General features: G+C 71.8%; 18 protein-coding genes and 3 pseudogenes. 7 read left to right on the top strand and 14 right to left on the bottom strand.

Annotated features, from left to right (window positions below):
* Positions 1-52: 52 nt before the first annotated feature.
* Together ahpC and ahpF are read left to right on the top strand one after the other, a co-directional pair.
* Positions 53-613 carry an alkyl hydroperoxide reductase subunit C gene (ahpC, locus tag C7456_RS00330; RefSeq protein WP_109721793.1) on the top strand — a complete coding sequence of 187 codons (561 nt, stop codon included), beginning with the start codon at positions 53-55 and terminating at the stop codon, positions 611-613.
* Positions 614-755: 142 nt separating this feature from the next.
* Positions 756-2,351, top strand: coding sequence for an alkyl hydroperoxide reductase subunit F (ahpF, locus tag C7456_RS00325; protein ID WP_109722099.1), 1,596 nt, complete (start codon positions 756-758; stop codon positions 2,349-2,351).
* Positions 2,352-2,430: 79 nt separating this feature from the next.
* Here ahpF and prpE read toward each other — a convergent pair.
* The 5 genes and pseudogenes from prpE to C7456_RS00300 all read right to left on the bottom strand — a co-directional run.
* Positions 2,431-4,341: pseudogene (prpE, locus tag C7456_RS00320) on the bottom strand (propionate--CoA ligase); the annotation flags it as partial.
* A 102-nt stretch (positions 4,342-4,443) separates the two neighbouring features.
* Positions 4,444-4,782: a hypothetical protein gene (locus C7456_RS00315; RefSeq protein WP_139942914.1), complete on the bottom strand. Its 339-nt coding sequence runs from the start codon at positions 4,780-4,782 to the stop codon at positions 4,444-4,446.
* 100 nt (positions 4,783-4,882) lie between these two features.
* Positions 4,883-6,379, bottom strand: a complete 1,497-nt coding sequence (locus C7456_RS00310; protein ID WP_109721790.1) for an OprO/OprP family phosphate-selective porin — start codon at positions 6,377-6,379, stop codon at positions 4,883-4,885.
* A gap of 31 nt (positions 6,380-6,410) precedes the next feature.
* Positions 6,411-7,454, bottom strand: coding sequence for an alpha/beta hydrolase (locus C7456_RS00305; protein WP_109721789.1), 1,044 nt, complete (start codon positions 7,452-7,454; stop codon positions 6,411-6,413).
* A gap of 68 nt (positions 7,455-7,522) precedes the next feature.
* A pseudogene (locus C7456_RS00300) lies at positions 7,523-8,791 on the bottom strand (dicarboxylate/amino acid:cation symporter); the annotation flags it as partial.
* 161 nt (positions 8,792-8,952) lie between these two features.
* On the opposite strand from C7456_RS00300, the gene C7456_RS00295 reads away from it, so the two are divergent.
* The gene (locus C7456_RS00295) at positions 8,953-11,586 is read left to right on the top strand and encodes a hybrid sensor histidine kinase/response regulator (RefSeq protein WP_109721787.1); all 2,634 of its coding nucleotides are present in this window, start codon (positions 8,953-8,955) and stop codon (positions 11,584-11,586) included.
* Between the two features lie 36 nt (positions 11,587-11,622).
* Here C7456_RS00295 and C7456_RS00290 read toward each other — a convergent pair whose 3' ends face one another.
* Positions 11,623-12,012 carry a VOC family protein gene (locus tag C7456_RS00290; protein WP_109721786.1) on the bottom strand — a complete coding sequence of 130 codons (390 nt, stop codon included), beginning with the start codon at positions 12,010-12,012 and terminating at the stop codon, positions 11,623-11,625.
* 210 nt (positions 12,013-12,222) lie between these two features.
* Entirely contained in the window at positions 12,223-12,870 is a 648-nt protein-coding gene (locus C7456_RS00285; RefSeq protein ID WP_109721785.1) for a response regulator, read from the bottom strand.
* Positions 12,871-12,997: 127 nt separating this feature from the next.
* Here C7456_RS00285 and C7456_RS00280 point away from each other — a divergent pair, with 127 nt between their 5' ends.
* Entirely contained in the window at positions 12,998-14,023 is a 1,026-nt protein-coding gene (locus tag C7456_RS00280) for a MerR family transcriptional regulator (RefSeq protein WP_109721784.1), read from the top strand.
* A gap of 261 nt (positions 14,024-14,284) precedes the next feature.
* On the opposite strand, the gene C7456_RS00275 is transcribed toward C7456_RS00280, so the two are convergent.
* Complete coding sequence (locus C7456_RS00275) at positions 14,285-15,115, bottom strand: oxidoreductase (RefSeq protein WP_109721783.1); 831 nt, start codon at positions 15,113-15,115, stop codon at positions 14,285-14,287.
* Between the two features lie 161 nt (positions 15,116-15,276).
* Between C7456_RS00275 and C7456_RS00270 the strand changes: the two genes are divergently transcribed.
* Complete coding sequence (locus C7456_RS00270; RefSeq protein ID WP_109721782.1) at positions 15,277-16,185, top strand: AraC family transcriptional regulator; 909 nt, start codon at positions 15,277-15,279, stop codon at positions 16,183-16,185.
* A gap of 263 nt (positions 16,186-16,448) precedes the next feature.
* Here C7456_RS00270 and C7456_RS00265 read toward each other — a convergent pair whose 3' ends face one another.
* Complete coding sequence (locus tag C7456_RS00265) at positions 16,449-16,997, bottom strand: hypothetical protein (protein WP_109721781.1); 549 nt, start codon at positions 16,995-16,997, stop codon at positions 16,449-16,451.
* Positions 16,998-17,119: 122 nt separating this feature from the next.
* Between C7456_RS00265 and C7456_RS00260 the strand changes: the two genes are divergently transcribed.
* Positions 17,120-17,716, top strand: a complete 597-nt coding sequence (locus C7456_RS00260) for a TetR/AcrR family transcriptional regulator (RefSeq protein WP_109721780.1) — start codon at positions 17,120-17,122, stop codon at positions 17,714-17,716.
* A 237-nt stretch (positions 17,717-17,953) separates the two neighbouring features.
* Here the strand turns inward: C7456_RS00260 and C7456_RS00255 are convergent, their stop codons facing one another.
* Both C7456_RS00255 and C7456_RS00250 read right to left on the bottom strand, forming a co-directional pair.
* A complete protein-coding gene (locus C7456_RS00255; RefSeq protein WP_109721779.1) occupies positions 17,954-18,940 on the bottom strand; it encodes a malate dehydrogenase in 987 nt (328 codons plus the stop codon).
* 83 nt (positions 18,941-19,023) lie between these two features.
* On the bottom strand, positions 19,024-20,223 hold the full coding sequence (locus C7456_RS00250; RefSeq protein WP_109721778.1) for an aminotransferase class I/II-fold pyridoxal phosphate-dependent enzyme: 1,200 nt from the start codon (positions 20,221-20,223) through the stop codon (positions 19,024-19,026).
* Between the two features lie 235 nt (positions 20,224-20,458).
* On the opposite strand from C7456_RS00250, the gene C7456_RS00245 reads away from it, so the two are divergent.
* Positions 20,459-20,716 carry a GlsB/YeaQ/YmgE family stress response membrane protein gene (locus C7456_RS00245; RefSeq protein ID WP_109721777.1) on the top strand — a complete coding sequence of 86 codons (258 nt, stop codon included), beginning with the start codon at positions 20,459-20,461 and terminating at the stop codon, positions 20,714-20,716.
* Positions 20,717-20,779: 63 nt separating this feature from the next.
* On the opposite strand, the pseudogene C7456_RS00240 reads toward C7456_RS00245, so the two are convergent.
* The 3 genes and pseudogenes from C7456_RS00240 to C7456_RS00230 form a co-directional block, all read right to left on the bottom strand.
* Positions 20,780-21,223: pseudogene (locus tag C7456_RS00240) on the bottom strand (YidB family protein); the annotation flags it as partial.
* 63 nt (positions 21,224-21,286) lie between these two features.
* Positions 21,287-23,884: a glycoside hydrolase family 3 protein gene (locus C7456_RS00235; protein WP_109721775.1), complete on the bottom strand. Its 2,598-nt coding sequence runs from the start codon at positions 23,882-23,884 to the stop codon at positions 21,287-21,289.
* A gap of 493 nt (positions 23,885-24,377) precedes the next feature.
* A complete protein-coding gene (locus C7456_RS00230) occupies positions 24,378-25,394 on the bottom strand; it encodes a LacI family DNA-binding transcriptional regulator (RefSeq protein ID WP_109721774.1) in 1,017 nt (338 codons plus the stop codon).
* Positions 25,395-25,431: the final 37 nt, after the last annotated feature.

Raw genomic sequence — 25,431 nt, 5'->3', positions numbered from 1 at the left:
TCTATGCTTTGCCGGTCAGTTCATAACCACCACCACCAAAGGGAGCATGCGCATGTCGCTGATCAATACCCCGGTCAAACCCTTCAAGGCCCAGGCCTACAAGGACGGCAAGTTCGTCGAAGTGTCCGACGCCGACATCAAGGGCAAGTGGGCCGTGTTCGTGTTCTATCCGGCCGACTTCACCTTCGTGTGCCCGACCGAGCTGGAAGACCTGGCCGACAACTACGCCGAGTTCCAGAAGCTGGGCGTGGAAGTGTTCTCCGTCTCCACCGACACCCACTTCTCGCACAAGGCCTGGCACGACACCTCGCCGGCGATCGGCAAGATCAAGTACGCCATGATCGGGGACCCGACCCACGAGATCTCCAGGAACTTCGACATCCTGCGCCCGACCGGCCTGGCCGACCGCGGCACCTTCATCGTCGACCCGCAGGGCGTGATCCAGGGCATCGAGATCACCGCCGAGGGCATCGGCCGCGACGCCAAGGAGCTGCTGCGCAAGGTCAAGGCCGCCATCTACGTCGCCAACCACCCGGGCGAGGTGTGCCCGGCCAAGTGGAAGGAAGGCGAGAAGACCCTGGCCCCGTCGCTGGACCTGGTCGGCAAGATCTAAGCCCGGCGGTTCACCTGAACCGCCATCCCGGACCCGGCGGCTCCGCCGGGTCCTTTCCCCGAACTTCGATGCGCATGGACGCTCGGTACCGCCGGGTGCTCGTCGCGCTCATCCCGAAGAAAACGAAACGATGGAGTCCGCCATGTTGGATGCCGATCTCAAATCCCAGCTGCAAACCTACCTGGAGAGGGTCGTCCACCCGATCGAGCTGGTGGCCTCCCTCGACGACGGCGGGAAGTCGCGCGAGCTGAAGGAGCTGCTCGAGGACATCGCCGCGCTCTCGCCCAAGGTCGCCGTGCGCTTCGACGGCGCCGACGCGCGCAAGCCCTCGTTCTCGATCGAGCGCACGGGCACCGACGTCGGCGTGCGCTTCGCCGGCATCCCGATGGGCCACGAATTCACCTCGCTGGTGCTGGCGCTGCTGCAGGTAGGCGGCCACCCGCCGAAGCTCGACGAGCAGGTGATCGAGCAGGTGCGCGCGCTGGACGGCGACTACAACTTCGAGACCTACTTCTCGCTGTCCTGCCAGAACTGCCCGGAGACGGTGCAGGCGCTCAACCTGATGAGCGTGCTCAACCCCAGCATCAGGCACGTCGCCATCGACGGCGCACTGTTCCAGGACGAGGTGGAGGCGCGCCAGGTGATGTCGGTGCCCACCGTGTTCCTGAACGGCGAGGTGTTCGGCCAGGGCCGCATGACGGTGGAGCAGATCCTCGCCAAGGTCGACACCGGCGCCGCCGCGCGCGACGCCGGGAAGATCGCGGCCAAGGCGCCGTTCGACGTGCTGGTGGTGGGCGGCGGCCCGGCCGGCGCCGCGGCGGCGATCTACGCCGCGCGCAAGGGCATCCGCACCGGCGTGGCGGCCGAGCGCTTCGGCGGCCAGGTGCTGGACACCATGGCGATCGAGAACTTCATCTCGGTGCCCTACACCGAGGGCCCGAAGCTGGGCGCCGCGCTGGAGCAGCACGTGCGCGAGTACGACGTGGACGTGATGAACCTGCAGCGCGCCGAGAAGCTGGTCCCCGCCGACCGCGAGGGCGGCCTGCACGAGGTGGTGCTGGCCAACGGCGCCTCGCTGAAGGCCAGGACGGTGATCCTTTCCACCGGCGCGCGCTGGCGCAACATGAACGTGCCGGGCGAGCAGGAGTACCGCAACAAGGGCGTCACCTACTGCCCGCACTGCGACGGCCCGCTGTTCAAGGGCAAGCGCGTGGCGGTGATCGGCGGCGGCAACTCCGGCGTCGAGGCGGCGATCGACCTGGCCGGCATCGTCGGCCACGTCACCCTGCTGGAGTTCGACGGCAGGCTGCGCGCCGACGAGGTGCTGCAGCGCAAGCTGCGCAGCCTGCCGAACGTGGACGTGATCGTCAGCGCGCAGACCACCGCGGTGCTGGGCGACGGCCACAGGGTCACCGGCCTCGACTACACCGACCGCGCCAGCGGCGAGTCGAGGCACGTGGCGCTGGAAGGCGTGTTCGTGCAGATCGGCCTGCTGCCCAACAGCGAGTGGCTGAAGGGCACGGTGAAGCTGTCGCCGCGCGGCGAGATCGAGGTGGACGCGCGCGGCGAGACCTCGGTGCCGGGCGTGTTCGCCGCGGGCGACGTCACCACGGTGCCGTACAAGCAGATCGTGATCGCGCTGGGCGAGGGCTCCAAGGCGGCGCTCTCCGCCTTCGACTACCTGATCCGCCTGCCGCTGGCGGCGCCCGCGCAGGCCAAGGAGGCGGCGGCCGCCTGAAGCGTCACCGTCGCGGGGTGAGGCCCGAGGGGCCGGGACGCGCGCGTCCCGGCCCTTCCCTTTCTTTGGCTGTCGCGGTTCAGGCCCCCAGGTCCGGCCCGCGCTCCAGCGCGCGGCGCACCTCGTCCAGCGCGCCGGGGTCGTCCAGCGTGGACAGGTCGCCGGGATCGGCCTGCTGGCACAGCGCCTGCAGCGAGCGGCGCAGCAGCTTGCCCGAGCGCGTCTTGGGCAGCGCGTTCACCACGTACACCCGCGCCGGCCGCGCCAGCGCGCCGAGCTGCTGGACCACGCGCTGCTGCATGCCCTGCGCCACCTGCTTCGGCGCTTCGCCGACGCCCTGCTTGAGCGTGGCGAACACCACCGGCACCTGCCCCTTCAGCTCGTCCTTCACGCCGACCACCGCGGCCTCGGCCACCGCCGGATGGGTGGACACCGACTCCTCGATCTCGCGCGTGCCCAGGCGGTGGCCGGCCACGTTGATCACGTCGTCGGTGCGGCCGAGGATGGTGACGTAACCGTCCGCGTCGCGGATCGCCCAGTCCAGCGAGCTGTACACCGGCTCCCTGAAGTGGCTGAAGTAGCTGCTCACGTAGCGCGCGTCGTCGCGCCACACGGTGCTGAGGCAGCCCGGCGGCAGCGGCGGCTCGAACACCAGCACGCCCTTCTGGCCCGGCGCGGCCTCCCCGCCGGTGGTCTCGTCGATCACCTTCATCCGGTAGCCCGGTGCCGGCAGGCCGGGCGAGCCGAACTTCACGGGCTTGAGGTCCAGCCCCGGCATCAGCGTGATCGCCGGCCAGCCGGTCTCGGTTTGCCAGTAGTTGTCGATCACCGGCACGCCCAGGCCCTCGGTGATCCAGTGCGCGGTCGGCTCGTCCAGCGGCTCGCCGGCGAGGAACAGCCACTTCAGCTCCGAGAGGTCGTATTTCTTCAGCCAGCCCGCGTCCTGCTTCTTCAGCACGCGGATGCCGGTGGGCGAGGAGAACATGGTGCGCACGCCGTAGCGCTCGCACAGCTGCCACCAGATGCCGGGATCGGGATGCGTCGGCAGGCCCTCGTACAGCAGCGAGGTGGCGCCGCCGATCAGCGGCCCGTACACGTTGTAGGAGTGCCCCACCGCCCAGCCCACGTCGGAGGTGGAGAACATCACCTGCCCCGGCGCGACGTCGAAGATGCAGCGGATCGACATCGCCATCGCCACCGCGTAGCCGCCCACGTCGCGCTGGATGCCCTTGGGCTTGCCGGTGGTGCCGGAGGTGTAGAGCAGGTAGCTCGGCTCGTTCGATTCCAGCCAGGCGACCGGCACCTGCTCGCCCTCGTGCGCGCGGCGCAGCTCGGCGTAGTCGAGGTCGCGGCCGGCCACGCGGGTCATCTGCGGGTCCAGGCCGCGGTCGACGATCAGCACCTGCGGCGGCGGCGACTTCGCCTCGGCCAGCGCCGCGTCCACCAGCGGCTTGTACGGGATCACCTTGCCGCCGCGCATGCCGGCGTCGGCGCAGACCAGCAGCCTGGGCTCGGCGTCGTCGATGCGCAGCGCCAGGTTGTGCGCGGCGAAGCCGCCGAACACCACCGAGTGGATCGCGCCGATGCGCGCGCAGGCCAGCATGGCGAACACCGCCTCGGCGACGTTGGGCAGGTAGATCACCACGCGGTCGCCGCGGCCCACGCCGAGCGCGGCCAGCACGGCGGCGAAGGTGTTCACCTCGCGGTGCAGCTCGCGGTAGCTCAGCTCGCGGGTGATGCCGGTCTCGGTGGAGACCGCCACCAGCGCGAGCTGCTCGCCGCGCTCGGCGAGATGGCGGTCGACGGCGTTGTGGCAGAGGTTGGTGGTGCCGCCGACGAACCAGCGGCGGAACGGCGTGGACTCCTCGAGGATCTTCGCCGGCGGCGTCTCCCAGTGGATGCGCCGCGCCTGCTCGGCCCAGAACTGTTCCGGCCGTTCGACCGACTGCCGGTAGAAATCCTCGTAGCGCATGGCCTTAAGATCCCGTTCCGCCCGTGACCGGGCAAGCCTAGACCAGCGGCGGGCGCGGGACCTTGCGACCTTGGTCGAGAGGGAGCCGGCGAGGCCGCGGCGAACCGCGGCCGCCGGGGATCACAGGCAGCCGACCGCCGCGTCGCGGTAGCGCGGGTCGTAGGTCTTGTCGCGGTCCTGGCGCTCGTACAGCACCACCAGCGCGCCGGTGCCGTCGGCGGTCGCCTGGATCAGCTCGCGCGCGCCGTTCTTGTCGCTGGCCGAGACCCGGCCTTCCTGGTCCTTGGCCGAGGCGCTCGCCTGCACGCCCAGCGCGTCCCACTTGCCGCGCACGCATTCGACGTAGGCGGCCACGTCCTTGCCGGTGTGGCTGCTCAGCTTCGGGGTGGTGTCGCGCAGCCCGTGGGCGCCGCAGGCGGCGAGCAGCGCGCCGGGGAGCATCGCAAGAAATCGCTTCATAGGTCCTGGGGGTCCGGCCGGAAAGCGCCGATTCTAACCCGGTTCCTTCCGCCCCGGTTCCGCGCGCCGGCGCGGCGGCGAGGGCCGGCCGGCGCCGGGATCAGAACACCACCTGCGCCCGCACGCCCAGCGAGTTGCCCCAGTCCGGCCCCTGGTAACTGCCGACCTTGTTGTCGGTATACCAGCGGATGTAGTTGACCATCAGCCGCGACCAGTCGTTGAAATACCAGTTCAGGCCCAGCGTATAGCTGATGCCCTTGCCGCCGCGCGGCGCGCCGGTGAAATCGTAGTGGTCGACGCGGGCGGCCAGCTCGAAGGCGCCCCAGCCGCCGGAGGTCAGCGGGTCGCTCACGTGCACGCCCTGCCAGTTGCCGCCACGGCTGGAGAAGCCCGGCTTCTCGCCGGTGATCATCCAGCCGGCCGCCAGCGAGGAGCCGTGCCGCGTCACCGCATCGACGCTGCTGGAATCGATCGTGCGCTTGCCGTATTCGCCCATCGCCCAGAAGTTGCGGTAGACCCCGCCCAGCTCGTAGCCGACGCCGCGGTCCTGCGTCGGGTCGGCGATGGAGCTGGCCGACACCGCGAGGTTGCCGTTGTAGTCCAGCGCGATGGCGGGCGTGTTGTTGATGCTGGCGACGCCGTTGCCGATCTTCTCGTAGTAGTACCAGGCGCCCACGTGCAGGAAGCCGTCGCCGCCCTTGAGCGGGTTCCAGTGCGCGCGGGTCAGGTAGGCGACGGAGTCGGTCTCGCTGCCGGTGGTGGAGGCGGCGGGCGAGTTGCCGCTCACCGACAGGCTGTAGTGCCAGTCGGGGCCGAAGATCTTCCACTCCCCGCCCAGGCCGAAATAGCTGTTCACCGGCTCGCCCACCGTGGCCGCCGCATTGCGCAGCATGAACGGCGTGGTCACGCCCTCGCTGGAGCCTTCCGTGCCGAGGTCCTTGAGGAAGTTGCCCAGGTAGAACTTGCTCGGCAGCCCGAACACCGGCGTGGCGTAGGAGAGGTAGGCCTCCTTCAGCGAGGTCTTGTTGCCGGCGAAGTCCACCTCGAAGTGGTAGCCGAGCTTGCCCATCGTGCCCTCCGCGCCCAACCGCACGGAGTTGACCTGCGAGCCGCTGAGGTTGCGCGCGTCGTAGTCCGAACCGCGCGTGCCGGTGAAGTCCATCACCAGGCGGCCGTCCGGCTTGAAGGTGAAGAAGCCGTCGTCGCTGCTGAAGGTCGGGCCGGCCTCGTGGCCCTTGCCCCAGCGCGTGGTGACGCCGCCGCCGGCGCCGCGCCCGTCGCTGTCGACCAGCCGCGCCCGGGCCAGCGCCTGCTCGTCGGCGCGGGCGTCGGCCACCGCCGCCGCCACGGCCTCGCGGTTCTCGGCGGCCTGGCGTTGCAGCGGCGTGGCGGCGGCCGGCGCGGCGGCGGCCTGTGCCTCGTGCGCCTCCAGCGCGCCGATCCGCTGCTTCAGCGCCTTGATCTCGGCGGCCTGCTGTCGGACCAGCTTGAGCAGTTCGGCGTTGGATACGGTATCGGCGGCATGGCCGGGCGCGGCGACGGCCAGCAGCAGGGCGCCCAGTGCGGCGGCCGGCAGGATGCGTGGGTTCGGTGTCATGGTGCGCTCCCCTGGAAACGGAGTGGATCGGTCAGTCGTCGTTGTCGTCCGCGCCGCCGTCGGCCGCGGCCGCGCGCGCCTTGGCCGGTTGCGCCTGCGGTGCCGGTGCGGCGAACGGCGCGGCGGCGTCCCCGGCCGCGGGCAGGAAGCCGTGGCTGCGCGCCCAGGCGGCGAACAGGCGCGGCCAGGCCGCCACCGGGGTGCCCGGCTGGCCCAGGCCCCAGCCGTGGCCGCCGCGCTCGAACTCGTGCAGCTCGACCGGCACGTGCTGCCTGACCAGCGCGGCGAACAGCGACACGCCGGTATCGACGTCGACGATGGGATCGTCCACCGCGTCGGCGATGAAGGTGGGCGGCGTGTCGCGGCTCACGTGCAGCTGGATGGTGTACGCCGTCGCCGCATCCGGCTGCGCCGACAGCTCGCGCACCGAGCGCGTGGTGTCGTACGGGGGCTGCAGGGTGCTGACCGGATAGATCAGCCCCACGAAATCGGGACGCGCCGACTGCCGGTCGGCCGCGTCGACGGGCGCGTAGAGCGCGTCGGCGAAGCGCGTCGCCACGATGCCGGCCAGGTTGCCGCCGGCGGAGAAGCCGATCACGCCGATCCGCTGCGGGTCGATGCCCAGCTCGCGCGCCTGCGCGCGCAGCAGGCGCATCGCGCGCTGGCCGTCCTGGAACGGCGCGGCCGGCGTCCAGCCCTCGCCGGGCAGGCGGTAGTACAGCACCACCGGCGTCACGCCCAGCGCGGCCAGCCAGCGCGCGGTCGGCATCACCTCGTGGCCGATGCCGATGCGGAAATAGCCGCCGCCGCCGACCAGCAGCACGGCGGTGCCGTTGGGCCGCGAAGGCCGGTAGATCTCGATGCGCGGCCGGCTGATGTTGGACACCGCGCCCACGCCGGTGCCGCTCTGGCCGATCCGCTCCGGACCGCGCGGACCGCTGCCGCCGCCCGGCGGCGTGCCCGGCCACAGCGCGATCGTCTGCGCCGGCGCGGCATCGTCGGCGACGGCCGGCGCCGCGGCGGCGACGCAGAACGCGGCGGCCAGCGCCGCGAGGAAAAGGCTGCAACGACTCATCGCGGTTCTCCCGATTCGATCATGATCCGGCGTCGCGGCGTGCCGACGGCATCCCGGCGCGCGCGGCCCAGTGCCTCGTCCAGGGCGCAGCGGTCGAGCGCCCCTTCCCAGCGCGCCACCACCACGGTGGCGACGGCATTGCCGATGAAATTGGTCAGCGAGCGGCACTCGCTCATGAAGCGGTCCACGCCCAGGATCAATGCCATGCCGGCCACCGGCACGGCCGGCACCACGGCGAGCGTGGCCGCCAGCGTGATGAACCCGGCGCCGGTCACGCCCGCGGCGCCCTTGGAGCTGATCATCGCCACCCCGAGCAGGACCAGCTGCTGGCCCAGGGAAAGCTCGATGCCGGTGGCCTGCGCGATGAACAGCGCGGCCAGCGTCATGTAGATGTTGGTGCCGTCGAGGTTGAACGAATAGCCGGCCGGCACCACCAGGCCCACCACCGACTTGCGGCAGCCGGCTTGCTCCATCTTCTCCATCAGCGAGGGCAGCGCCGCCTCCGAGGACGAAGTGCCCAGCACCAGCAGCAGCTCGGCCTTGAGGTAGCGGATCAGCGCCAGGATCGAGAAGCCGGTGAGCCGCGCCACCGCGCCGAGCACCACCAGCACGAACAGCGCCGAGGCGGCGTAGAAGGTGAGCACCAGCCAGGCCAGGTTGGCCAGCGCACCGATGCCGTAGCGGCCGATGGTGAAGGCGATCGCGCCGAACGCGCCGACCGGCGCGGCCTTCATCAGCAGGTGCACCAGCTGGAACACCGGTGCGGCCAGCGCCTCGAAGAAGCGCGCCACCGGCGCGGCGGGCTCGCCCGCCATCGCCAGCGAAATGCCGAAGACCACCGCGAAGAACAGCACCTGCAGGATGTTGCCCGAGGCGAAGGCGCCGACCACCGTGGACGGAATGACGTCCAGCAGGAAGCCGGTGAGGGTGAGCTCGTGCGCCTTGCTGGCGTAGCCGCGCACGCTGGCCGCGTCCAGCGCGGCCGGGTCGATGTGCAGTCCCGCGCCCGGCCGCGCCAGGTGCGCCACCACCAGGCCCACCACCAGCGCCAGCGTGGACAGCGCGACGAAGTAGAGCAGCGCCTTGGCCATCACCCGCCCCACCGAGCGCAGGCTGCTCATGCCGGCGATGCCGTTGACCACGGTGAGGAAGATCACCGGCGCGATCACCATCTTCACCAGCTTGATGAAGGCGTCGCCCAGCGGCTTGAGCTGCTCGCCGGCCGGCGGCCACAGGTGGCCGACCAGCGCGCCGAGCGCGATGGCGCACAGCACCTGCACGTAGAGCCGGCGGTGGATCGGCCGGCGCGCGGGTGGCGTCGTCGTGGCGGCAAGCATCGGCACCCTTCCTCCGCCGGCCGCGGCGGCCGGCTTCGTGGACGGGCGGATTTGTAGCCCAGGACGCGCGCGCGGCGTATAGCACATTCCGGCTAGCCGGCCCCTTGGCCGGCCCGCGGCTGTGCGACCATCGCGCCGGACCCGCGCGACGCCCCGCACCGATGACCCGCCGCCACCGCCGCCTGACCGCCGTCCTGCTGCTCGCCGCGGCCATGCTCGCGAGCGCCTGGGGCGCCGGCCGCATCGCGCAGGAACGCGCGCTGCGCCGGCTCTCGGCGCAGGCCGCCGGCCAGTTGCAGCTGCGCGCGCTGGCGTTGCAGCGCTTCGTCGACCGCTACCGCGTGCTGCCCACCGTGCTCGCGCTGGACCCCGTGCTGCGCCAGGCGCTGGAGGCGCCGGCCGGCCGGGTCGACACCGCGGCGCTCAACCGCAAGCTGGAACAGGCCAACGGCCTCACCCACGTCTCCACGCTCACCCTGATCGACCGCCGCGGCGTGGCGCTGGCCGCCAGCAACTGGCGCGAACCGTCCAGCAACGTCGGCCTCGACTACGGCTTCCGGCCCTATTTCCAGCTGGCGATGGCGCACGACCACGGCAGCTTCTACGGCATCGGCGTCTCCACCAACGTGGCCGGCTACTTCATCGCCGAGGCGGTGCACGACGCGGACGGCCGCCGCATCGGCGTGGTGGTGGTGAAGATCACCCTGGACACGGTCGAGCGCGAATGGGCCGGCGATCCCGCCACCATCCTGCTCAGCGACGCGCACGGCGTGGTCTTCCTCAGCAACCGCCCCGCCTGGCTGTACCACCCGTTGCAGCCGCTGGCGCCCGCGGCGGCGCAGGCGCTGCACGCCACCCGCCAGTACGGCGAGCAGCCGCTGCGGCCGATCCGGGCGCGGACCGTCGCCCGCCTCGCCGACGGCGGGCGGCGCGTGCGCGTGACGCAGCCGCCGCTCGCGCACGAGGTGCTGTGGCAATCCATCGCCCTGCCCTCGCAGGGCTGGACCGCGCACCTGCTGGTCGACACCCGCGAGGCCGCGCACGCCGGCTGGCGCGCCGCCCTGGTCGTCCTCGGCGGCTGGCTGCCGGCGATCCTGCTCGGCCTGTTCCTGCAGCAGCGCCTGCGCGTGGCGCGCCTGCGCCAGCGCAGCCGCGAGGAGCTGGAACGCCTGGTGGCGCACTATGCCGGCGCGCTGCGCTCGACGCAGGACAGCCTGGTGCAGGCCGCGCTGCAGGCGGCCGCCGGCGACCCGGACTGCCTGGAACGCCTGCCGCAGGGCGTCAGCGTGGTGGACAAGCAGCTGCGCCTGGTCGCCTGGAACCGCCGCTACGCCGAGCTGATGCAGTACCCATCCGGGCTGCTGCGCAAGGGCCGGCCGGTGGAGGACCTGTTCCGCCACAACGCGCAGCGCGGCCTGCTCGGCCCCGGCGACGTCGAGGAGGCGATCCAGCGCCGCCTCGACTACCTGCGCGAGGGCGGCCCGCACACCTACGAGCGCGAGCGGCCCGACGGCAGCGTGCTGGAGATCCGCGGCCATCCCCTGCCCGACGGCGGCTTCGTCACCAGCTACGCCGACATCACCGCCTACAAGGACGCCGCGCGCGAGCTGCGCACGCTCACCGCCACGCTGGAAAGCCGCATCGACGCCGCCACCCGCGAGCAGCGCCTGGCCACCGCCGCGGCGCACCGCGCCAACCGCGACAAGACCCGCTACGTGGCCGCCGCCGTGCACGACCTGCTGCAGCCGCTGAACGCCGCGCGCCTGTTCGCCGGCGCGCTGCGCGAGCCGCTGCACGGCGCGGGCGGGCGCGCCCTGCTCGCCCGCGTCGAGCACGCACTGCAGGCGCTGGAGAGCCAGCTCACCAGCATGCTCGACCTGGCCCGCCTGGACGCCGGCGGCTTCAAAACCCAGGTGGCCGACGTGCCGCTGTCGCCGCTCCTCGGCGAGCTGGCGCGCCAGTTCGGCATCGTGGCGCAGGCGCGCGGACTGCGGCTCGACTTCGTGGACACCCGCGCCTGGGTGCGCAGCGACCCCGTGCTGCTGCGCCGCGCGCTGCAGAACTTTCTCTCCAACGCCGTGCACTACACCCCGCGCGGCCGCGTGCTGCTCGGCTGCCGCCGCGACGGCGACCAGCTGCGCATCGAAGTGTGGGACACCGGCGTGGGCATCCCCGACGACCAGCGCGAACTCATCTTCCAGGAGTTCCGCCGCCTCGACTCCGGCGTGGACGCCGACGAGCGCAGCGCCGGGCTGGGCCTGTCCATCGTGCGCCGCATCGCGCAGCTGCTCGGCCACGACGTGAGCGTGCGTTCCTGGCCCGGCGGCGGCAGCGTGTTCGCCATCCGCGTGCCGCGCGCCGCCCCGGCCGAGGCCGGCGAGGCCCCCGGCGCCGCGCCGGCCGCCGACACCGATTCGCCGCTCGTGGGTCGCCGCATCCTCTGCATCGACGACGACACGCAGGCCCGCACCGCCATGACCGTGCTGCTCCGGCGCTGGGGCTGCCGCGTCGACACCGCCGGCGACGCCATCGAGGCGGCCATGCTCGCCGGCTCCGCCCCCGCGCCCGACCTGGTTCTGCTCGACTACCAGCTCGGCGACACCACCGGCCCCGCGCTGCTGCCGGATCTCCACCGGCGCTGGGGCTGCGAGCCGCCGGTGATCGTACTCACCGCCCGCAACGATGCCGGCGTCCGCGCGGAACTGGAAACCGCCGGACTCCGCTTCATGCTCAAGCCGGTATCGCCGTCGCGGCTGCGCGCCCTGATGAGCCGGCTGCTGGCGCACCACGGCTGAGTCGCCCGGCCGACAAGCCCGGACGCGCGCAAAGAGTCAGCCGACCTCCGTCGCCAGCCACCAGGTCGTGCCGCCCGCATCCCTGACGCCGCCGCGCCTGTCGTCCTCGCCGTCCCTCCTGGCGGGCGCCTGGACCGGCGCGGCCCCGGCATCGAGCGCCTTGCGGTAGGCCGCATCCACGTCCGGGACATAGACATGCACATGGGCGGCAACGGCGGGCCAGTCCGCCGGCACCGGATCGGCGAGCATGACGACGGTGTCGCCGATCCGCACCTCGGCAAGCCGCAGCCGGCCGTCGTCGCCGGGCATCCGCCGCAGCTCGACGGCGCCGAAGACCCGCTTCAGGAAGTCGATGGTCGCGGCCGCACCCTCGACGATCAGGTATGGCGAAACGGTGCTGTAGCCGGAGGGCTTGTACGATGCCATGGACGGGCTCCATTGACTCGGAAGATGGGGCAAGGCTGCATTGAAACGCCCATACCGGGCCGCCGTCCGGGACCTTTGGCAGGCAAAAGCTGCCCGGTGCCGGACGCTGAAGACGCCTCCATCGAACCCAGGGGAGCACGGATGCCTTCCCGACGCTTGGCGCAAGGATCACGCGATGGCACATCCCGCCCATGGCGACGGCGGATGCTTTCAATCCACTGCGCTTTCTTCCTCCAGATCCAGCGACTTCACCAGCACCGCCGCCTGCGTGCGCGAGCGGCATTCCAGCTTGGACAGCACCGCGGTGACGTGGATCTTCACCGTGTTCTCCGCCAGCCCCAGCCGGTCGGCGATCTGCTTGTTGAGCAGGCCTTCGGCCAGCAGCATCAGCACGCGGAACTGCTGCGGGGTGAGCCGGGCCAGGCGGGCGGCCAGGGCGGCGTCCTCGGGGCTGCGCTCGGCGCGGCTGGCCTCGAAGGCCAGGCCGCCGTCCAGCACCGTGCGCACCGCCTCGCCCAGCGCCTCCACCGGCGCGGCCTTGGAGACGAAGCCGGCGGCGCCGAACTGCTGGGCACGGCGCACGGTGCGCGGGCGGTCGTTGGAGGAGATCACGATCACCGGCAGGTCCGGGTACTCGGCGCGCAGCCACAGCAGCGACGAGAAGCCGATCGCGCCGGGCATGGCGAGGTCCAGCAGCACCAGGTCCACCGCCGGCTCGACGGCCAGCGCCGCCTCCAGGCCGCTCTGGCTGGACGCCTCCAGCACGCGCGCCGCCACCGCCGCGCCCAGGGTGTGCACCACCGCGGCGCGGAACATCGGGTGGTCGTCGGCCACCAGCACGGTGATCGGTTCGGTCATGGCGCTTCCCGGCAACGGGCCAAGGGTAAACCCAAGGCCGCCTGGCCGGCAGGTGGCCGGAACGCTTGACCCTCACGTAACGTGAGCCCTTAGCGTGCCCGCCACGCGACGAGAAGGAGCGAGGACGATGCTGCTGACGGTGGGCGAGCTGGCCAGGCGCTGCGGGCTGACCGTGCGTGCCCTGCACCACTACGACGCGATCGGCCTGCTGCGTCCCTCGTCGCGCTCCGCTGCCGGCTACCGGCTGTACGGGCAGGCGGACGTCGAGCGCCTGCACCGCATCCAGGCCCTGCGCCAGCTGGGCCTGCCGCTTGCCGACATCGGAGCCGCCCTGTCCGGACCGCAACGGCCGCTGGCCGAGGTGGTCGAGCGCCAGATCGCGCAGATCGACCGCCAGGCGGCCGAGGCGGCGCGCCTGCGCGAGCGGCTGGTGCGCCTGCGCGCGCAGCTGGCCGCCGGACAGTCCCCCGACCTGGCCGACTGGCTGGACACGCTGGAGCTGATGACGATGTACGAGAAGTATTTCACCCCGGAAGAACTGAAGACCCTGCCGCTGCACACCGATCCCGACGTGCTGCCCGAATGGAGCGCCCTGGTCACCGCCGTGCGGGCGGCGATGGAGCGCGGCGCCACGCCGGACGATCCCGACGCGCAGCTCCTCGCCCTGCGCTGGATGGACCTGGTGGGCCGCGGCACCGGCGACAATCCCGCGTTCCTGATGCGCCTGCGCGCGATGAACGAGAACGAGCCCGGCCTGCGCGAGCGCAGCGGCCTCACGCCCGGACTGGAGCGCTTCGTGGAGCAGGCGATGATAAGCGCGCGGCTGGCGATCTTCGCCCGCTACCTGCAGCCGCACGAGATGGAACGCATGCGCGCCCACTACGGCAAGCAGATGCATGCCTGGCCCGAGCTCATCGCCGAATTGCGCGGCGCGCTTGCCGACCGCGTGCCGGCCAACGACCCGCGCGTGCAGGCGATGGCACGGCGCTGGATGGAACTCTTCCGCGCATACGCCGGCGACGATCCGGCCACCCACGCGCGCATCCGCGAGGCCTACGCGAAAGAACCGGAGCTGCGCAGCGGCAGCGCGGTGGACGATGCGCTGCTGGGATATGTGCGCGAGGCGCTGGCAAGCAGCGGGGCTCGACACTGAACCGGGCGAAGGCACCGGAAGCGATCCGGCACATGCTGGAGCGGCTGGCGGACCCCGCCGGCTGAAACAGCGACACGCAGGCGCCCGTTGCCCGCACGAGTGAATCCCTCTCCCTTCGGCAGAGGGTGCCGGCAGGCGGGTGAGGGTCCGGGTGGAGCGCGGCGTCAGGCCCTGGCCGCACCCTCACCCAGCCTCTCTCCCGTGGGGAGCGGGGCTCAGCGCCCGCCGACACGATACTTCCCGCGGAGCAGGACTCCGGCATCAACCATCGGTCGATCGCGTCAAGCTCTCCCAGGCATCGATATCCGCGGCCATGGCCGCGAGCTTTTCGCGCACGAGGGAAAGCGCATCGCTGCCAAGCAGGAGATGCGCGGGCGGGTCCGACAGGCCGACCAGGGTCAGGATGGCCCTGGCCGCCTTCACGGGATCCCCGAGCTGCTTGCCGTTCTTTTCGAGCCGGGCCTGGCGGATGGGGTCGAACATCCCGTCATAGTCGGCAATGCGTCTCGGCGAGCGCTGCATCGACCGGCCCGCCCAGTCCGTCCTGAAGCTGCCCGGGGCGACGGCGGTCACGTGCACCCCGAACGGCCGCAGTTCCTTGCCGAGCACCTCGCTGATGCCCTCGAGCGCGAACTTGCTTCCGCAGTAGTACGCGATGCCCGGCATCGTGATGAAGCCGCCCATCGAGGTGATGTTGATGATGTGCCCGTTGCGACGCTCGCGGAAGCGCGGCACGAATGCATGGGTGACCGCCACGGCGCCGAACACGTTCACTTCGAACTGGCGGCGCATGTCGTCGAGCGGGGATTCCTCGAAGATGCCCTCGTGGCCGTATCCCGCGTTGTTCACGAGGACGTCGACGGAACCGAAGCGCGATTCCGCGTCGGCAACGACGCCCGGAATCGCGTCGATGTCGGTGACGTCCAGCATGGCGGCGTAGGCATGGCCATCGTTCAGGCCCTCGAAGGCGCGGCGCGCCGCGTCGGTGCGGACGGTGCCGATCACCTTGTGGCCGGCGGCCAGGGCTTCGCGGGCGAGCGCGCGGCCGAAGCCGCTGCTGACGCCGGTGATGAAAAAGGTCTTGCGGGTCATGGCATGGACTCCTGGCCAGGCATGGAAGCGATCGTAGATACCCGGCGCCATGCAGCCCATGGCCCCCCGTGTGGCGTCATTGCCTGATCCTATGAAGGGTGCTTGCGGCAGGGACGGGGAAGCCGGAGAGTGGCCGCATGGATGCGCCTTCCCGCCGCCGCATGATTGCCCTGCTCCGGGAGCTCGCGCCGATCGAGGGGTACACGCTGACGCCGCTGCCGGACGTGCGCCTTCTGCGCTCCGACCGGCCGCTGAGCCGCGCGCCCGTGCTCTACGAGCCCGGCATCGTCGTCGTGGCGCAGGGGCGCAAGCGCGGCTTCCTGGGCGACGAGGTCTTCGTCTACGACGACCAGCACTACCTCGTCGTGTCCGTGCCCGTGCCTTTCACGATGGAGACGGACGCCTCGGCGGACGAGCCGTTGCTGGCGATCTACTTCCGCCTCGATCACGCGGTGGCCGCGGAGGTGTGCATCCGGATCGACGAGCGGCGCGGGGCATCGTCGGCGCCGCCGCGCGGGCTGTATGCCTCGCCCCTGGAGGACGCGCTCGCGGCGTCGGTCCTGCGCCTGCTCGAGGCGCTGGCGAGTCCCCCGGACGGCGAGGTGCTCGGTCCCGCGCTCGTGCGCGAGATCTACTACCGGGTCCTGTCGGGCGCCCAGGGCGGCTCCTCGCGCGCGGCGCTCGCGCAGCGGGGCAGGTTCGCCATGGTGGCGCGCGCGATCCGCGTCATCCACAGCCGCTACGCCGAGGCGCTCAGCGTGGACGAGCTGGCCGGCGAGGCGGCGATGAGCACGCCCACCTTCCACGCGCACTTCCGCGCGATGACGGGCACCTCGCCGATGCGCTACGTACAGTCGACGCGCCTGCACCAGGCGCGCCTGCTCATGCTTCGCCAGCACGCCACGGCGGCAGCGGCGGCCGCCGCCGTGGGCTACGCAAGCGCGTCGCAGTTCAGCCGCGAATTCAAGCGGCTCTTCGGGAGACCGCCGGTGGCAGAGGTGGAACGGATGAAACGCAGCTTCGCCATGCCGGAGGCGCCGACACCGTCGGCGTATGTTTCGTCGCACTGAGCCGCGATCATGCGACACGACGGGATTTCGCGCCGAACCGTGCACCGGAAACCGACGCGGGAGTAAGGGAACACTTCGCCGCCAATCCATCGGTGCGCCGTCTGGCGCATGCGTCGCCGCCAGGGCGACGTCGGGCGTCGCCTTCACCGCTGGAGAAGGTGACGCGGCGGATGCGCCCGGCGCCGCAGGGACCGGGCACGCCAGCGACGCGACGGCAGCCGTGGAAGGGAAAGACCGGCATGCTCGACGGAACCCCGGACGTTTCAGTTGGAACTTGGCTGCAAGGGCCGCGACCGCTTGAAGGTGAGCCGCAACGCCGCCAGCAAGAAGTAGAGTCCGCCGAATGCGGCGTAGGGTGCCAGCTGGGCGATCGTCGGAACCTTGCCGAACGCCTGCATGGCCATGAACACGCCCGCCAGCGCCGACTGGCCGCCGCTGATCATCATGAAGACCTGGCCGCCCAGCTGCCGGCGCCGAACGCCCACCAGCAGCTGGAGCAGCCCCGACAGCAGGGCCCACAGGCCGAAGACCAGCACGCCGCCCGCATTCCCGCGCACCGCAAGGGCGATCGCCAGGACGACGGCGGTCGCCAGGCTGATCAGCGCGTTCAGCCTCTGCCCGGGGTTGGCGCGCAGGCCGCCGCTGCGCCGCGCGTCGAGGATGTTCGCCCCGGCGTCCCACGCCGGATAGAGCACCAGCAGCGCATCCGTCACCAGCGCAGGCACTTGCAGCCGGGAGAGAAGCACCACCAGCGCGACCCAGACGAAGGCCACGCCGGCGCGCAGGAAATAGAAACGTTGCAGGAAGCTCATGGCGGATTGCTCTTGGGGAAAGGAAATTTCATCCTACTAGTTGGTAGATTAATGGGTCAAATGTTCCAATATTTCTTGACATTTACTTTGATTACCTGCCGACTTGATGGTAGCCTCTCGGCATGAACACCCGCGAGAAGCTGCTCGACTCGGCGCGCTACCTGATCCAGACCCGCGGCTACAACGGCTTCAGCTATGCGGACGTGGCGGAACAGGTCGAGGTGCGCAAGGCGAGCATCCACCACCACTTCCCGACCAAGGCGGACCTCGCGCGGGCGGTCGTCGAGCAATCGCGGGCCGCCATCACGGAACAGACGCGGCTGATCGAGGGAAGCGAGTTCGACCCTCTGCGGCAGCTGCTGTTCTATACGGGCTACTGGGAAAGGTGCATCGCCGACGCCTCGGCGCCCTTCTGCGTCGCCGGCATGCTGGCGAGCGAGCTGCCTTCGCTGCCCGAGGACCTGGCCGAGGGTGTCCGGGCGCACTTCCGCGACCTGTCCCGATGGCTCGAGACAGTGCTTACGCGCGGCGCCCAGCTGGGCGTCTTCCGCTTGAAGGGCGCTGCCAGCGCGGAAGCCGAGTCGTTCATGTCGACCGTGTACGGCGCGATGCTTACGGCGCGCGCCTATGGCGAGCCGGCAAAATTTTCGCAGATCGTCCAGGGCGCCTTGCGGCGGCTGCTCGCCCCGGAACAACCGTCGCCGCCGCCCCAGGCCTGACCCAGGGCCGGAGCGCCCGCCCGCGGCGGGGTTTCCATCGACAGGCACCCGGCCTCGGAACGGGAAGCGAAAAGCGGCCACCCGCCTGCCCTGCCCAGGCAGCACATCCGACCGGCATCCGACGACCGATGCACGGAACCGGGCGCCGCGGAAGACGGCCCAGCCGATGCTGCCCTACCGGGGCGCACCACCCGAGGGCGGCCTCGGCCGCCCTCGGGCTTGCCGGAAACGATCCGGCTACTTCTTGGCGAACAGGTGCTCCACGCCCGCGCGCTCCTCGCGCAGCTCCTTGTCGGTGGCGTCCATGCGGGCGCGGGAGAAGGCATTGATCTCCAGGCCCTGCACGATCTCGTACTTGCCGTTCTTCACCGTCACCGGGTAGCCGTAGATCACGCCCGGGGCGATGCCGTAGGAACCGTCCGACGGGATGCCCATCGACACCCAGTCGCCCTCGGCGGTGCCCTGCGCCCAGGTGCGCATGTGGTCGATCGCGGCCGAGGCCGCCGAGGCGGCCGACGAGGCGCCGCGCGCCTTGATGATCGCCGCGCCGCGCTGCTGCACGGTGGGGATGAAGTCGTTCTCGTACCAGGCCTGGTCGACCAGGCTCAGCGCCGGCTTGCCGTCCACGGTGGCGTGGTGCAGGTCCGGGTACTGGGTGGAGCTGTGGTTGCCCCAGATGGTGACCTTCCTGATGTCGGTGGTGTGCTTGCCGGTCTTCTCGGCGAGCTGGGAGAGCGCGCGGTTGTGGTCCAGCCGCACCATCGCGGTGAACTGGCGCGGGTCGAGGTCCGGCGCGTTCTGCTGGGCGATCAGCGCGTTGGTGTTGGCCGGGTTGCCCACCACCAGCACCTTCACGTCGCGCTTGGCGTGGTCGTTCAGCGCCTTGCCCTGCGGGGCGAAGATGGCGCCGTTGGCCTCCAGCAGGTCCTTGCGTTCCATGCCGGGGCCGCGCGGGCGCGCGCCGACCAGCAGCGCGTAGTCCACGTCCCTGAAGGCCACGTTGACGTCGTCGGTGGCGACCACGCCGGCCAGGGTCGGGAACGCGCAGTCGTTGAGCTCCATCACCACGCCGTTGAGCGCGGGCAGCGCCGGGGTGATCTCCAGCAGGTGCAGGATCACCGGCTGGTCGGGACCGAGCATGTCGCCGGCGGCGATGCGGAACAGCAGGGCGTAGCCGATCTGGCCGGCGGCGCCGGTGACTGCGACTCGAACGGGGGCTTTCATCACTTCCACTCCTTACGAATGACTGGACGGGCTCGGCCCGTCGAGATGGAACCGGTGGACACGCGGCCCACCCAGCGGATGGATCAGGTCAGTTCGGCGAAGAACGCCTGGATGCGCTCCAGCCCCGGCTGCAGCTGCGCCGCCGGGCAGGTGTAGGAGATGCGCATGGCGCGCGGCTCGCCGAAGGCCGAACCGGGCACGCAGGCCACGCCCTTGGCCTCCAGCAGCGCGGCGCAGAACGCCACGTCGCTGTCGATGGGCGTGTCGCCGTGGCGCCTGCCGAAGGCGGCCGAGATGTCCGGGAAGGCGTAGAACGCGCCCTGCGGCCGCGGGCACACCACGCCGGGGATCGCGGCCAGCGCGGCCACCACGGTATCGCGCTTGGCGGCGAACTCGGCGCACTTGGCCTGCGGCACGTCCTGCGGCCCGGCGAGGGCGGCCACCGCGGCGGCGGTGATCACCTCCGGCAGGCTGGTGATGTGGTTGGAGTTGAGCGTGGTGACCGCCCTGGCCACCGCCTCCGGGCCCGCCATCAGGCCCACGCGCCAGCCCGGCATGCCGTAGGTCTTGGACAGCGAGTCGACGAACACCAGCCGGTCCTTCAGCTCCGGCCGCGCGAACACGAAGTTGTGGTAGCCGATGCCGTCGAACACCATCGAGTTGTAGATGTCGTCGGTGACGATCCAGGTGTCCGGGTGGTCCGCCAGCACGTCGGCCAGCGCGGCGATCTCCTCGCGCGTGTAGACCATGCCGGTGGGGTTGGACGGGTTGTTGAACAGGAACACCTTGGGCCTGCGCGCCAGCGCGGCGTCGAGCTGCGCGGGCACCAGCTTGTAGTTCCGCTCGGGGCCGCAGTGCAGGATGTTGGCCTTCGCCCCGACGATGTCCGCGATGTCGCGGTAGGTGGTCCAGAACGGCGCGGCGAAGGCGATCTCGTCGCCCTCGTCCAGCAGCGCCTCGGCCAGGTTGTACAGCACCTGCTTGGCGCCGATGCCGATGGACAGGTTCATGCGGCCGTAGCCTCTGAAGCCCAGCGCCTCGATGTGCTTGAGGAAGGCGTCCAGCAGCGGCTCGGCGCCGCGATTGCTGCCGTACTGGCCGGAGTCGTGCGAGAGCGCCTCGCGCGCCGCGGCGTACACGTGCTCGCCGGGCAGGAAGTTGGGCACGCCGATGGAGAAGCTGATGATGTCGCGGCCGGCGGCCTTGAGCTGCCTCGCCTTCTCGGCGATCACCATGATCGCGCTGGGCTTGGCGCGGCCGACACGCTGGGCGAGCTGGGGCATGGCTTCCTCGGGGGTGGGGAGAAGGCAGCTAACCGGACGATTTTAGCATGCGGCGGTGCGCCATCCGCCGCCGGCGCGCCGGGGACTGCCCGCGGCGCCCGCCCCATTGCATGATAGGGACCGCTCGCCGGCCCGCCCGGAACACCGCCGGCCGACGGCGGCGGCCCGCATGGAACGCGGCCGCAGGCAATGCTTCAGGGGGATCGTCTTCCACTCCGCAGAAGGACACACTGACATGCATTGGCTCTGGGTATTCATCGTCGGCCTGATCGTGGGCATCGTCGCCAAGTTCCTCACCCCGGGCAGGGATCCGGGCGGCTTCATCATCACCGGCCTGATCGGCATCGCCGGCTCGCTGCTGGCCACCTGGGCGGGGCAGAACGTGTTCCACATGTACGCGCCCGGCGAGTCGGCCGGCTTCATCGCCTCGGTGGTGGGCGCGGTGGTGCTGCTGCTGATCTACCACTGGGTGTTCAAGAACAAGGCGTCCTGAGCGCACCCATCCCGCCGGCGGAGCCGCAAGGCTCCGCCGGATCGCGCGCGGGCCGGCGCGCCGTCAGGCGAACAGCTTGCCGGCCAGGCCTTCCAGCATGCTCAGGTCGAAGCCGCCGGCCGGCGCCTGCGCCGGCACCTGGCCGTCGGGCGTCAGGTGGTCCACCGCGTGCGGCAGCACCTGCGAGAGCTGGCCGAGCAGCTGGCCCTGGTCGACGCCCAGCTTGCCGGCCATCTCCTCCAGCACCGAGCCCAGGCCGCCGTTCTGCAGCGCCTGGCCGAGCTGGCCGGCCGATACCTGCTGGTTGGCGCCGGTGCCGACCCAGCTCTGCACCGCGTCGCCCAGCCCGTGCTGCTGCAGCATGCCGAGCAGCCCCTGCAGGCCGCCGGCGCGCTCGATCAACTGTCCCGCGACCGCGATCAGCGAGCCACCCTGCGATCCCTGTCCGCCAAGCAAACCGTCCAGTAGTGACATGCCCGTACCCTCCTTGCCGTGATGGATGCGTCGAACCGGGCCATCATAGGCCGATGCGGCGGCGGCGGCGCATCCGCGCGCGGGGCCGCGCCGCGGTCACGGCGCCGCGCAGTCCAGCGTGCGGTCCACGTTGGTGCCCAGCGCCACGCGCGACAGCGCGATCGCGGTTCCCGGCCCGGCCACCCACTCGAACGGCACGTCGACGCGGCGCATGTCGACGCCGGCCGCGCGGAAGCACTTGAGCGGCACGCCCACGCGCAGCCACTGCCCCTTCGGCAGCGCGGCCAGCTGGCCGCCCAGCGCCACCCGCCCGCCGCAGCCGGCGCCGCAGCCCATCCCCAGCCACGCGCCCTGCGGCGACACCGCATCGACGCGCAGCGTGCTCACCAGCAGCACGTCGCCGTTGGTCTCGCGGTCCAGGTCCAGCGGCCTGCGCGCGGCCAGCGCCAGGCGCGCGCGGTCCTTGCTCCAGGCGAAGCGGCGGGCATCCTCCTGCGCGCGGTAGTCCAGCGCGCTCTCGCGCAGCGCGCCGTCGGCCGTCGCGGCGGGCGACACGTCGCCGCCGGCCCTGGCGCCGTCGGCGCCGTACAGGCCGAGCGCGTAGCCGCGCACCGCCCTGCCGCGCTCGAAATAGACCCCGGCGGGCACCTGCGCGCCGCTCAGCCCGGAAACCTCGGGCAACGGCGGCAGCTCGTGGCGGTCGGCGTAGGTGAGGCCGTAGCCGAAGGGAAACTGCGGGTCGTAGCCGGGCTGGCCGGGATCGAGCGGGGTCTGCACCGCGCTCTTCGGCCACGACCAGGCGAGCCGGCCGCGGAAGTCGTGCGCGACGCGGCCCTCGCGCGTGCGCAGCAGCACGTCGGCCACGCCCTCGCCCTCGCTGCCCGGCAGCCAGGCCGCCACGAAGGCGTCGGCCGCGTTGATCTCCGGGTTCACCCACAGCGGCCGCCCGGACAGGAACACCGCCACCACCGGGATGCCCTGCGCGCGCAGGCGCCTGAGCAGGTCGAGGTCGCGCGTGTCGCCGGGCCGGTAGCCGACGTTGGGGATGTCGCCCTGGAACTCCGCATAGGGGTCCTCGCCGAACACCACCACCGCCGCGTCCGGCTTGCGCGCGTAGCGGCCGTCGACGGACAGCTCGGCCGTGCCGCCGGCCGCCTGCACCTGCGCGCGGATGCCATCCCAGATCGAGCGCGCGCCGGGAAAGTCGGCGTTGGTGAAGCCGGTGCCCTGCCAGTTCAGCGTCCAGCCGCCGCTCTGCATCGAGATGCTGTCGGCGCCCTCGCCCGCCACCAGGATGCGCTTGCGCGGGTCCAGCGGCAGCACGCCGCCGTTGTTCTTCAGGAGCACCAGCGACTCGCGCACCGCGCGGCGCGCCAGCTCCCGGTGCGCGGGGCTGCCCAGCACCTGCGCCGCCCGCCGCGCCAGCGGCAGCGACGAGGGCGCGCCCTGCTCGAACAGGTGCAGGCGCAGCTTCACGCGCAGGATGCGGCCCACCGCGTCGTCCAGCCGCGCCATCGGGATCGCGCCGGCCTTCACCTCGGCCAGGGTGTGCTCGTACAGCCCCTTCCAGCTGTCCGGCGCCATGAACATGTCCAGGCCCGCGTTGATCGCCTGCGGGCAGTCCTCGTTGCGGCAGCCGGCCACCTGGCCGTGCGAGTTCCAGTCGCCGACCACGAAGCCGCCGAAGTCCATGCGCCGCTTCAGCACGTCGGTGAGCAGCCCCTTGTTGCCGCTCATCTTCGCGCCCCGCCAGCTGGAGAAGCTGGCCATCACCGTCTGCACGCCGGCGTCGACCGCCGGCGGATAGCCGGCCGCGTGGATGCGCGCCAGCGTGGCCTCGTCGTCCGGGTTGTCGCCCTGGTCCACGCCGTCGCGGGTGCCGCCGTCGCCGAGGTAGTGCTTGGCCGAGGCGATCGCGTGCGACCCGTCGAGGAACTGCGGCGTGCCCGCGCGCCCCTGCAAACCCTCCACCATGGCCGCGGCATAGGAGGCCACGACCTTCGGGTCTTCCGAATAGCCCTCGTAGCTGCGGCCCCAGCGGTCGTCCTGCGGCACCGCCAGCGTGGGCGCGAAGGTCCAGTTGAGGCCGCTGGCGCGCACCTCCGCCGCGGTGGCGGCGCCGATCTCGCGCAGCAGCTCCGGGTCGCGCGCGTTGCCCAGCGCGGAGTTCTGCGGGAACAGCGTGGCGCCGACCGTGCCGTTGTTGCCGTGCACCGCGTCGATGCCGAACAGCACCGGGATGGCGACGTGCCCGCCGGAGGCATCCATCGAGGCGTGGTAGAACGCATCGGCCAGCGCCTGCCACTGCGCCGCGGTGGCGGTGCGCGCGCCGCCGGGCTTGGAGTTGCCGCCGGCGAGCACCGCGCCGAGGCGGTACTTGCGCACGTCCTCCGGGGTGACGCTGCCGATGTCGGCCTGGATCACCTGGCCGACCTTCTCCTCCACCGTCATCCGCTTCAGCAGCGCCTGCACGCGCGCCTCCAGCGCGGGATCGGGCGGGAACGGCCAGTGCGCCCGCGGCCACAGCGACGGGTGCACCGACGCCGGCGGATCGGCGGCGGGCGCGACGGCGGCGACGAGCGACAGCGCGAGGACGGAAAGCAGTGCCGGAACGGGGCGGCGGGAGGATGGACGGGTGGACAGCGGCACGGGTGGCTCCGGTCGGATGTGCGCTCGGCACGCGGCAAGCCGCATAGTGACAGGAATGACAGCGCTGTCAATTTGCTGAGCAGCATGGCCGGCCGATGGGCCTTTTCCTCCCCACCGCGCGCCCCTCATCCGTCATTCCGGCGCAGGCCGGAATCCGGTGCCGGCACGGCCAGGGCGTGACGTTGCGCTCCGCCCGAACCCTCACCCGCCTGCCGGCACCCTCTCCCGGCGGGAGAGGGATTCGCTCACACGGGCAACGGCCTGCCTGCGTGCCGTCGTTCCAGGCCAATGACTGGCCACTTATTGATCTGCCCGTCGACGTCAATGGCCGATGGCGACGCCACGCGCAGGACCAAGAAGTCCGCTATCCAGGCCCGTCGCGGCGCTTCCGCAACCCCAGGCCATCCTCATCGGGAAGCAGAACCGCCACGGCCGCCTTGGACAGCCCGGTCCGCCAATGCGTATCGCCAACCCCGCCGCCGCCCGCTCGCGCGTTGCGCACGGCGGACACAGGCGCCCGGCACCGCCGAAGCTGGCGTCAGGGCGCCGGCCCGGTCGAGTCGCGCAGCTGCAGGGCGAACGGCACCTGCACCAGCCGGCCGGGGCCGCGCCCGCGCAGCACCTCCAGCAGCTGCGCCGCCGCCAGCTTGCCCATCTCGCGGCTGGGCTGGCGCACGGTGGTGAGCGCCGGCCACAGCTGGCTGGCCAGCGGAATGTCGTCGAAGCCGCACACGGACAGCTCGGCCGGCACCTTCAGTCCGTACTCGCCGCCGGCCACCCAGATCACCCCGGCGGCCATGTCGTCGTTGGCGGCGAACACCGCGGTGGGCCGCTCGGGCAGCGCCAGCAGCTGGCGCGCGGCGGCCACGCCGGAGCCGAAGGTGAAGGCGCCCTGCACCACCAGCGCCGGGTCCTCGCGCAGGCCCGCCGCCGCCAGCGCGTCGCGGTAGCCGGCCAGGCGCCACTGGCTGGCGCCGTGCTCGGGGATGCCCACCACGTGCGCGATGCGCCGGTGACCGAGCCCTAGCAGGTGCTCCACCAGTGCGCGCGCGGCGGCGCGCTCGTCCATCGTCACGCCGATGGCGCCTTCCTGCCGCACCGGCGAGACGCTGGCGTAGGGCACCTTGCGCTCGCGCAGGCGCTTGAGCAGCGGCGCGTAGTCGGTGATCGGCGGGGTCAGCACCACGCCGTCGGGGTGGTGGTCGGAGATCAGCGCGTCGACGCGGCGCAGGAAGTCGCTGCCGCGCGCGCGCAGCGGGCGCACCATCATGCTGTAGCGCTGCGCGTCGCAGGCCTCCAGCACGCCGTCCTGGATCTCGGCCAGGTAGGTGGAGGCCGGGTTTTCGTTGTTGTCGTACAGCATCGCCACCAGGAAGGAGCGGCTGCCGGCCAGGCTGCGCGCCGAGGGCAGCGGCCGGTAGTCCAGCGCCTCCATCGCGGCGCGCACGCGCTCGCGCGTGGCCTCGCTGACGTTCGCCTCGTCGTTGAGCACGCGCGAGGCGGTCTTGGGCGAAACGCCCGCCGCGCGTGCCACGTCTTCGAGCCGTACCCGCATGGATTCTCCCGGCGCCTCCGCCGCTGCCGGCCGACTA

Origin of the sequence: Fulvimonas soli (assembly GCF_003148905.1) — a bacterium.
In the GTDB taxonomy this organism is placed as follows: Bacteria; Pseudomonadota; Gammaproteobacteria; order Xanthomonadales; family Rhodanobacteraceae; genus Fulvimonas; species Fulvimonas soli.
This window is presented reverse-complemented; position numbering and strand designations above follow the sequence as displayed.

What these genes read in the sequence shown, in the direction of transcription:
- C7456_RS00250 (WP_109721778.1), bottom strand. Translation starts at nt 20,223, where the DNA reads ATGCCCCAGCTCGCCCAGCGTGTCGGCCGCGCCAAGCCCAGCGCGATC.
- C7456_RS00290 (WP_109721786.1), bottom strand. Translation starts at nt 12,012, where the DNA reads ATGGCATCGTACAAGCCCTCCGGCTACAGCACCGTTTCGCCATACCTG.
- C7456_RS00285 (WP_109721785.1), bottom strand. Translation starts at nt 12,870, where the DNA reads ATGACCGAACCGATCACCGTGCTGGTGGCCGACGACCACCCGATGTTC.
- C7456_RS00235 (WP_109721775.1), bottom strand. Translation starts at nt 23,884, where the DNA reads ATGCGGCTTGCCGCGTGCCGAGCGCACATCCGACCGGAGCCACCCGTG.
- C7456_RS00230 (WP_109721774.1), bottom strand. Translation starts at nt 25,394, where the DNA reads ATGCGGGTACGGCTCGAAGACGTGGCACGCGCGGCGGGCGTTTCGCCC.
- C7456_RS00310 (WP_109721790.1), bottom strand. Translation starts at nt 6,379, where the DNA reads ATGACACCGAACCCACGCATCCTGCCGGCCGCCGCACTGGGCGCCCTG.
- C7456_RS00275 (WP_109721783.1), bottom strand. Translation starts at nt 15,115, where the DNA reads ATGACCCGCAAGACCTTTTTCATCACCGGCGTCAGCAGCGGCTTCGGC.
- ahpC (WP_109721793.1), top strand. Translation starts at nt 53, where the DNA reads ATGTCGCTGATCAATACCCCGGTCAAACCCTTCAAGGCCCAGGCCTAC.
- C7456_RS00305 (WP_109721789.1), bottom strand. Translation starts at nt 7,454, where the DNA reads ATGAGTCGTTGCAGCCTTTTCCTCGCGGCGCTGGCCGCCGCGTTCTGC.
- C7456_RS00245 (WP_109721777.1), top strand. Translation starts at nt 20,459, where the DNA reads ATGCATTGGCTCTGGGTATTCATCGTCGGCCTGATCGTGGGCATCGTC.
- C7456_RS00260 (WP_109721780.1), top strand. Translation starts at nt 17,120, where the DNA reads ATGAACACCCGCGAGAAGCTGCTCGACTCGGCGCGCTACCTGATCCAG.
- C7456_RS00255 (WP_109721779.1), bottom strand. Translation starts at nt 18,940, where the DNA reads ATGAAAGCCCCCGTTCGAGTCGCAGTCACCGGCGCCGCCGGCCAGATC.
- C7456_RS00315 (WP_139942914.1), bottom strand. Translation starts at nt 4,782, where the DNA reads ATGAAGCGATTTCTTGCGATGCTCCCCGGCGCGCTGCTCGCCGCCTGC.
- C7456_RS00270 (WP_109721782.1), top strand. Translation starts at nt 15,277, where the DNA reads ATGATTGCCCTGCTCCGGGAGCTCGCGCCGATCGAGGGGTACACGCTG.
- C7456_RS00280 (WP_109721784.1), top strand. Translation starts at nt 12,998, where the DNA reads ATGCTGCTGACGGTGGGCGAGCTGGCCAGGCGCTGCGGGCTGACCGTG.
- ahpF (WP_109722099.1), top strand. Translation starts at nt 756, where the DNA reads ATGTTGGATGCCGATCTCAAATCCCAGCTGCAAACCTACCTGGAGAGG.
- C7456_RS00265 (WP_109721781.1), bottom strand. Translation starts at nt 16,997, where the DNA reads ATGAGCTTCCTGCAACGTTTCTATTTCCTGCGCGCCGGCGTGGCCTTC.
- C7456_RS00295 (WP_109721787.1), top strand. Translation starts at nt 8,953, where the DNA reads ATGACCCGCCGCCACCGCCGCCTGACCGCCGTCCTGCTGCTCGCCGCG.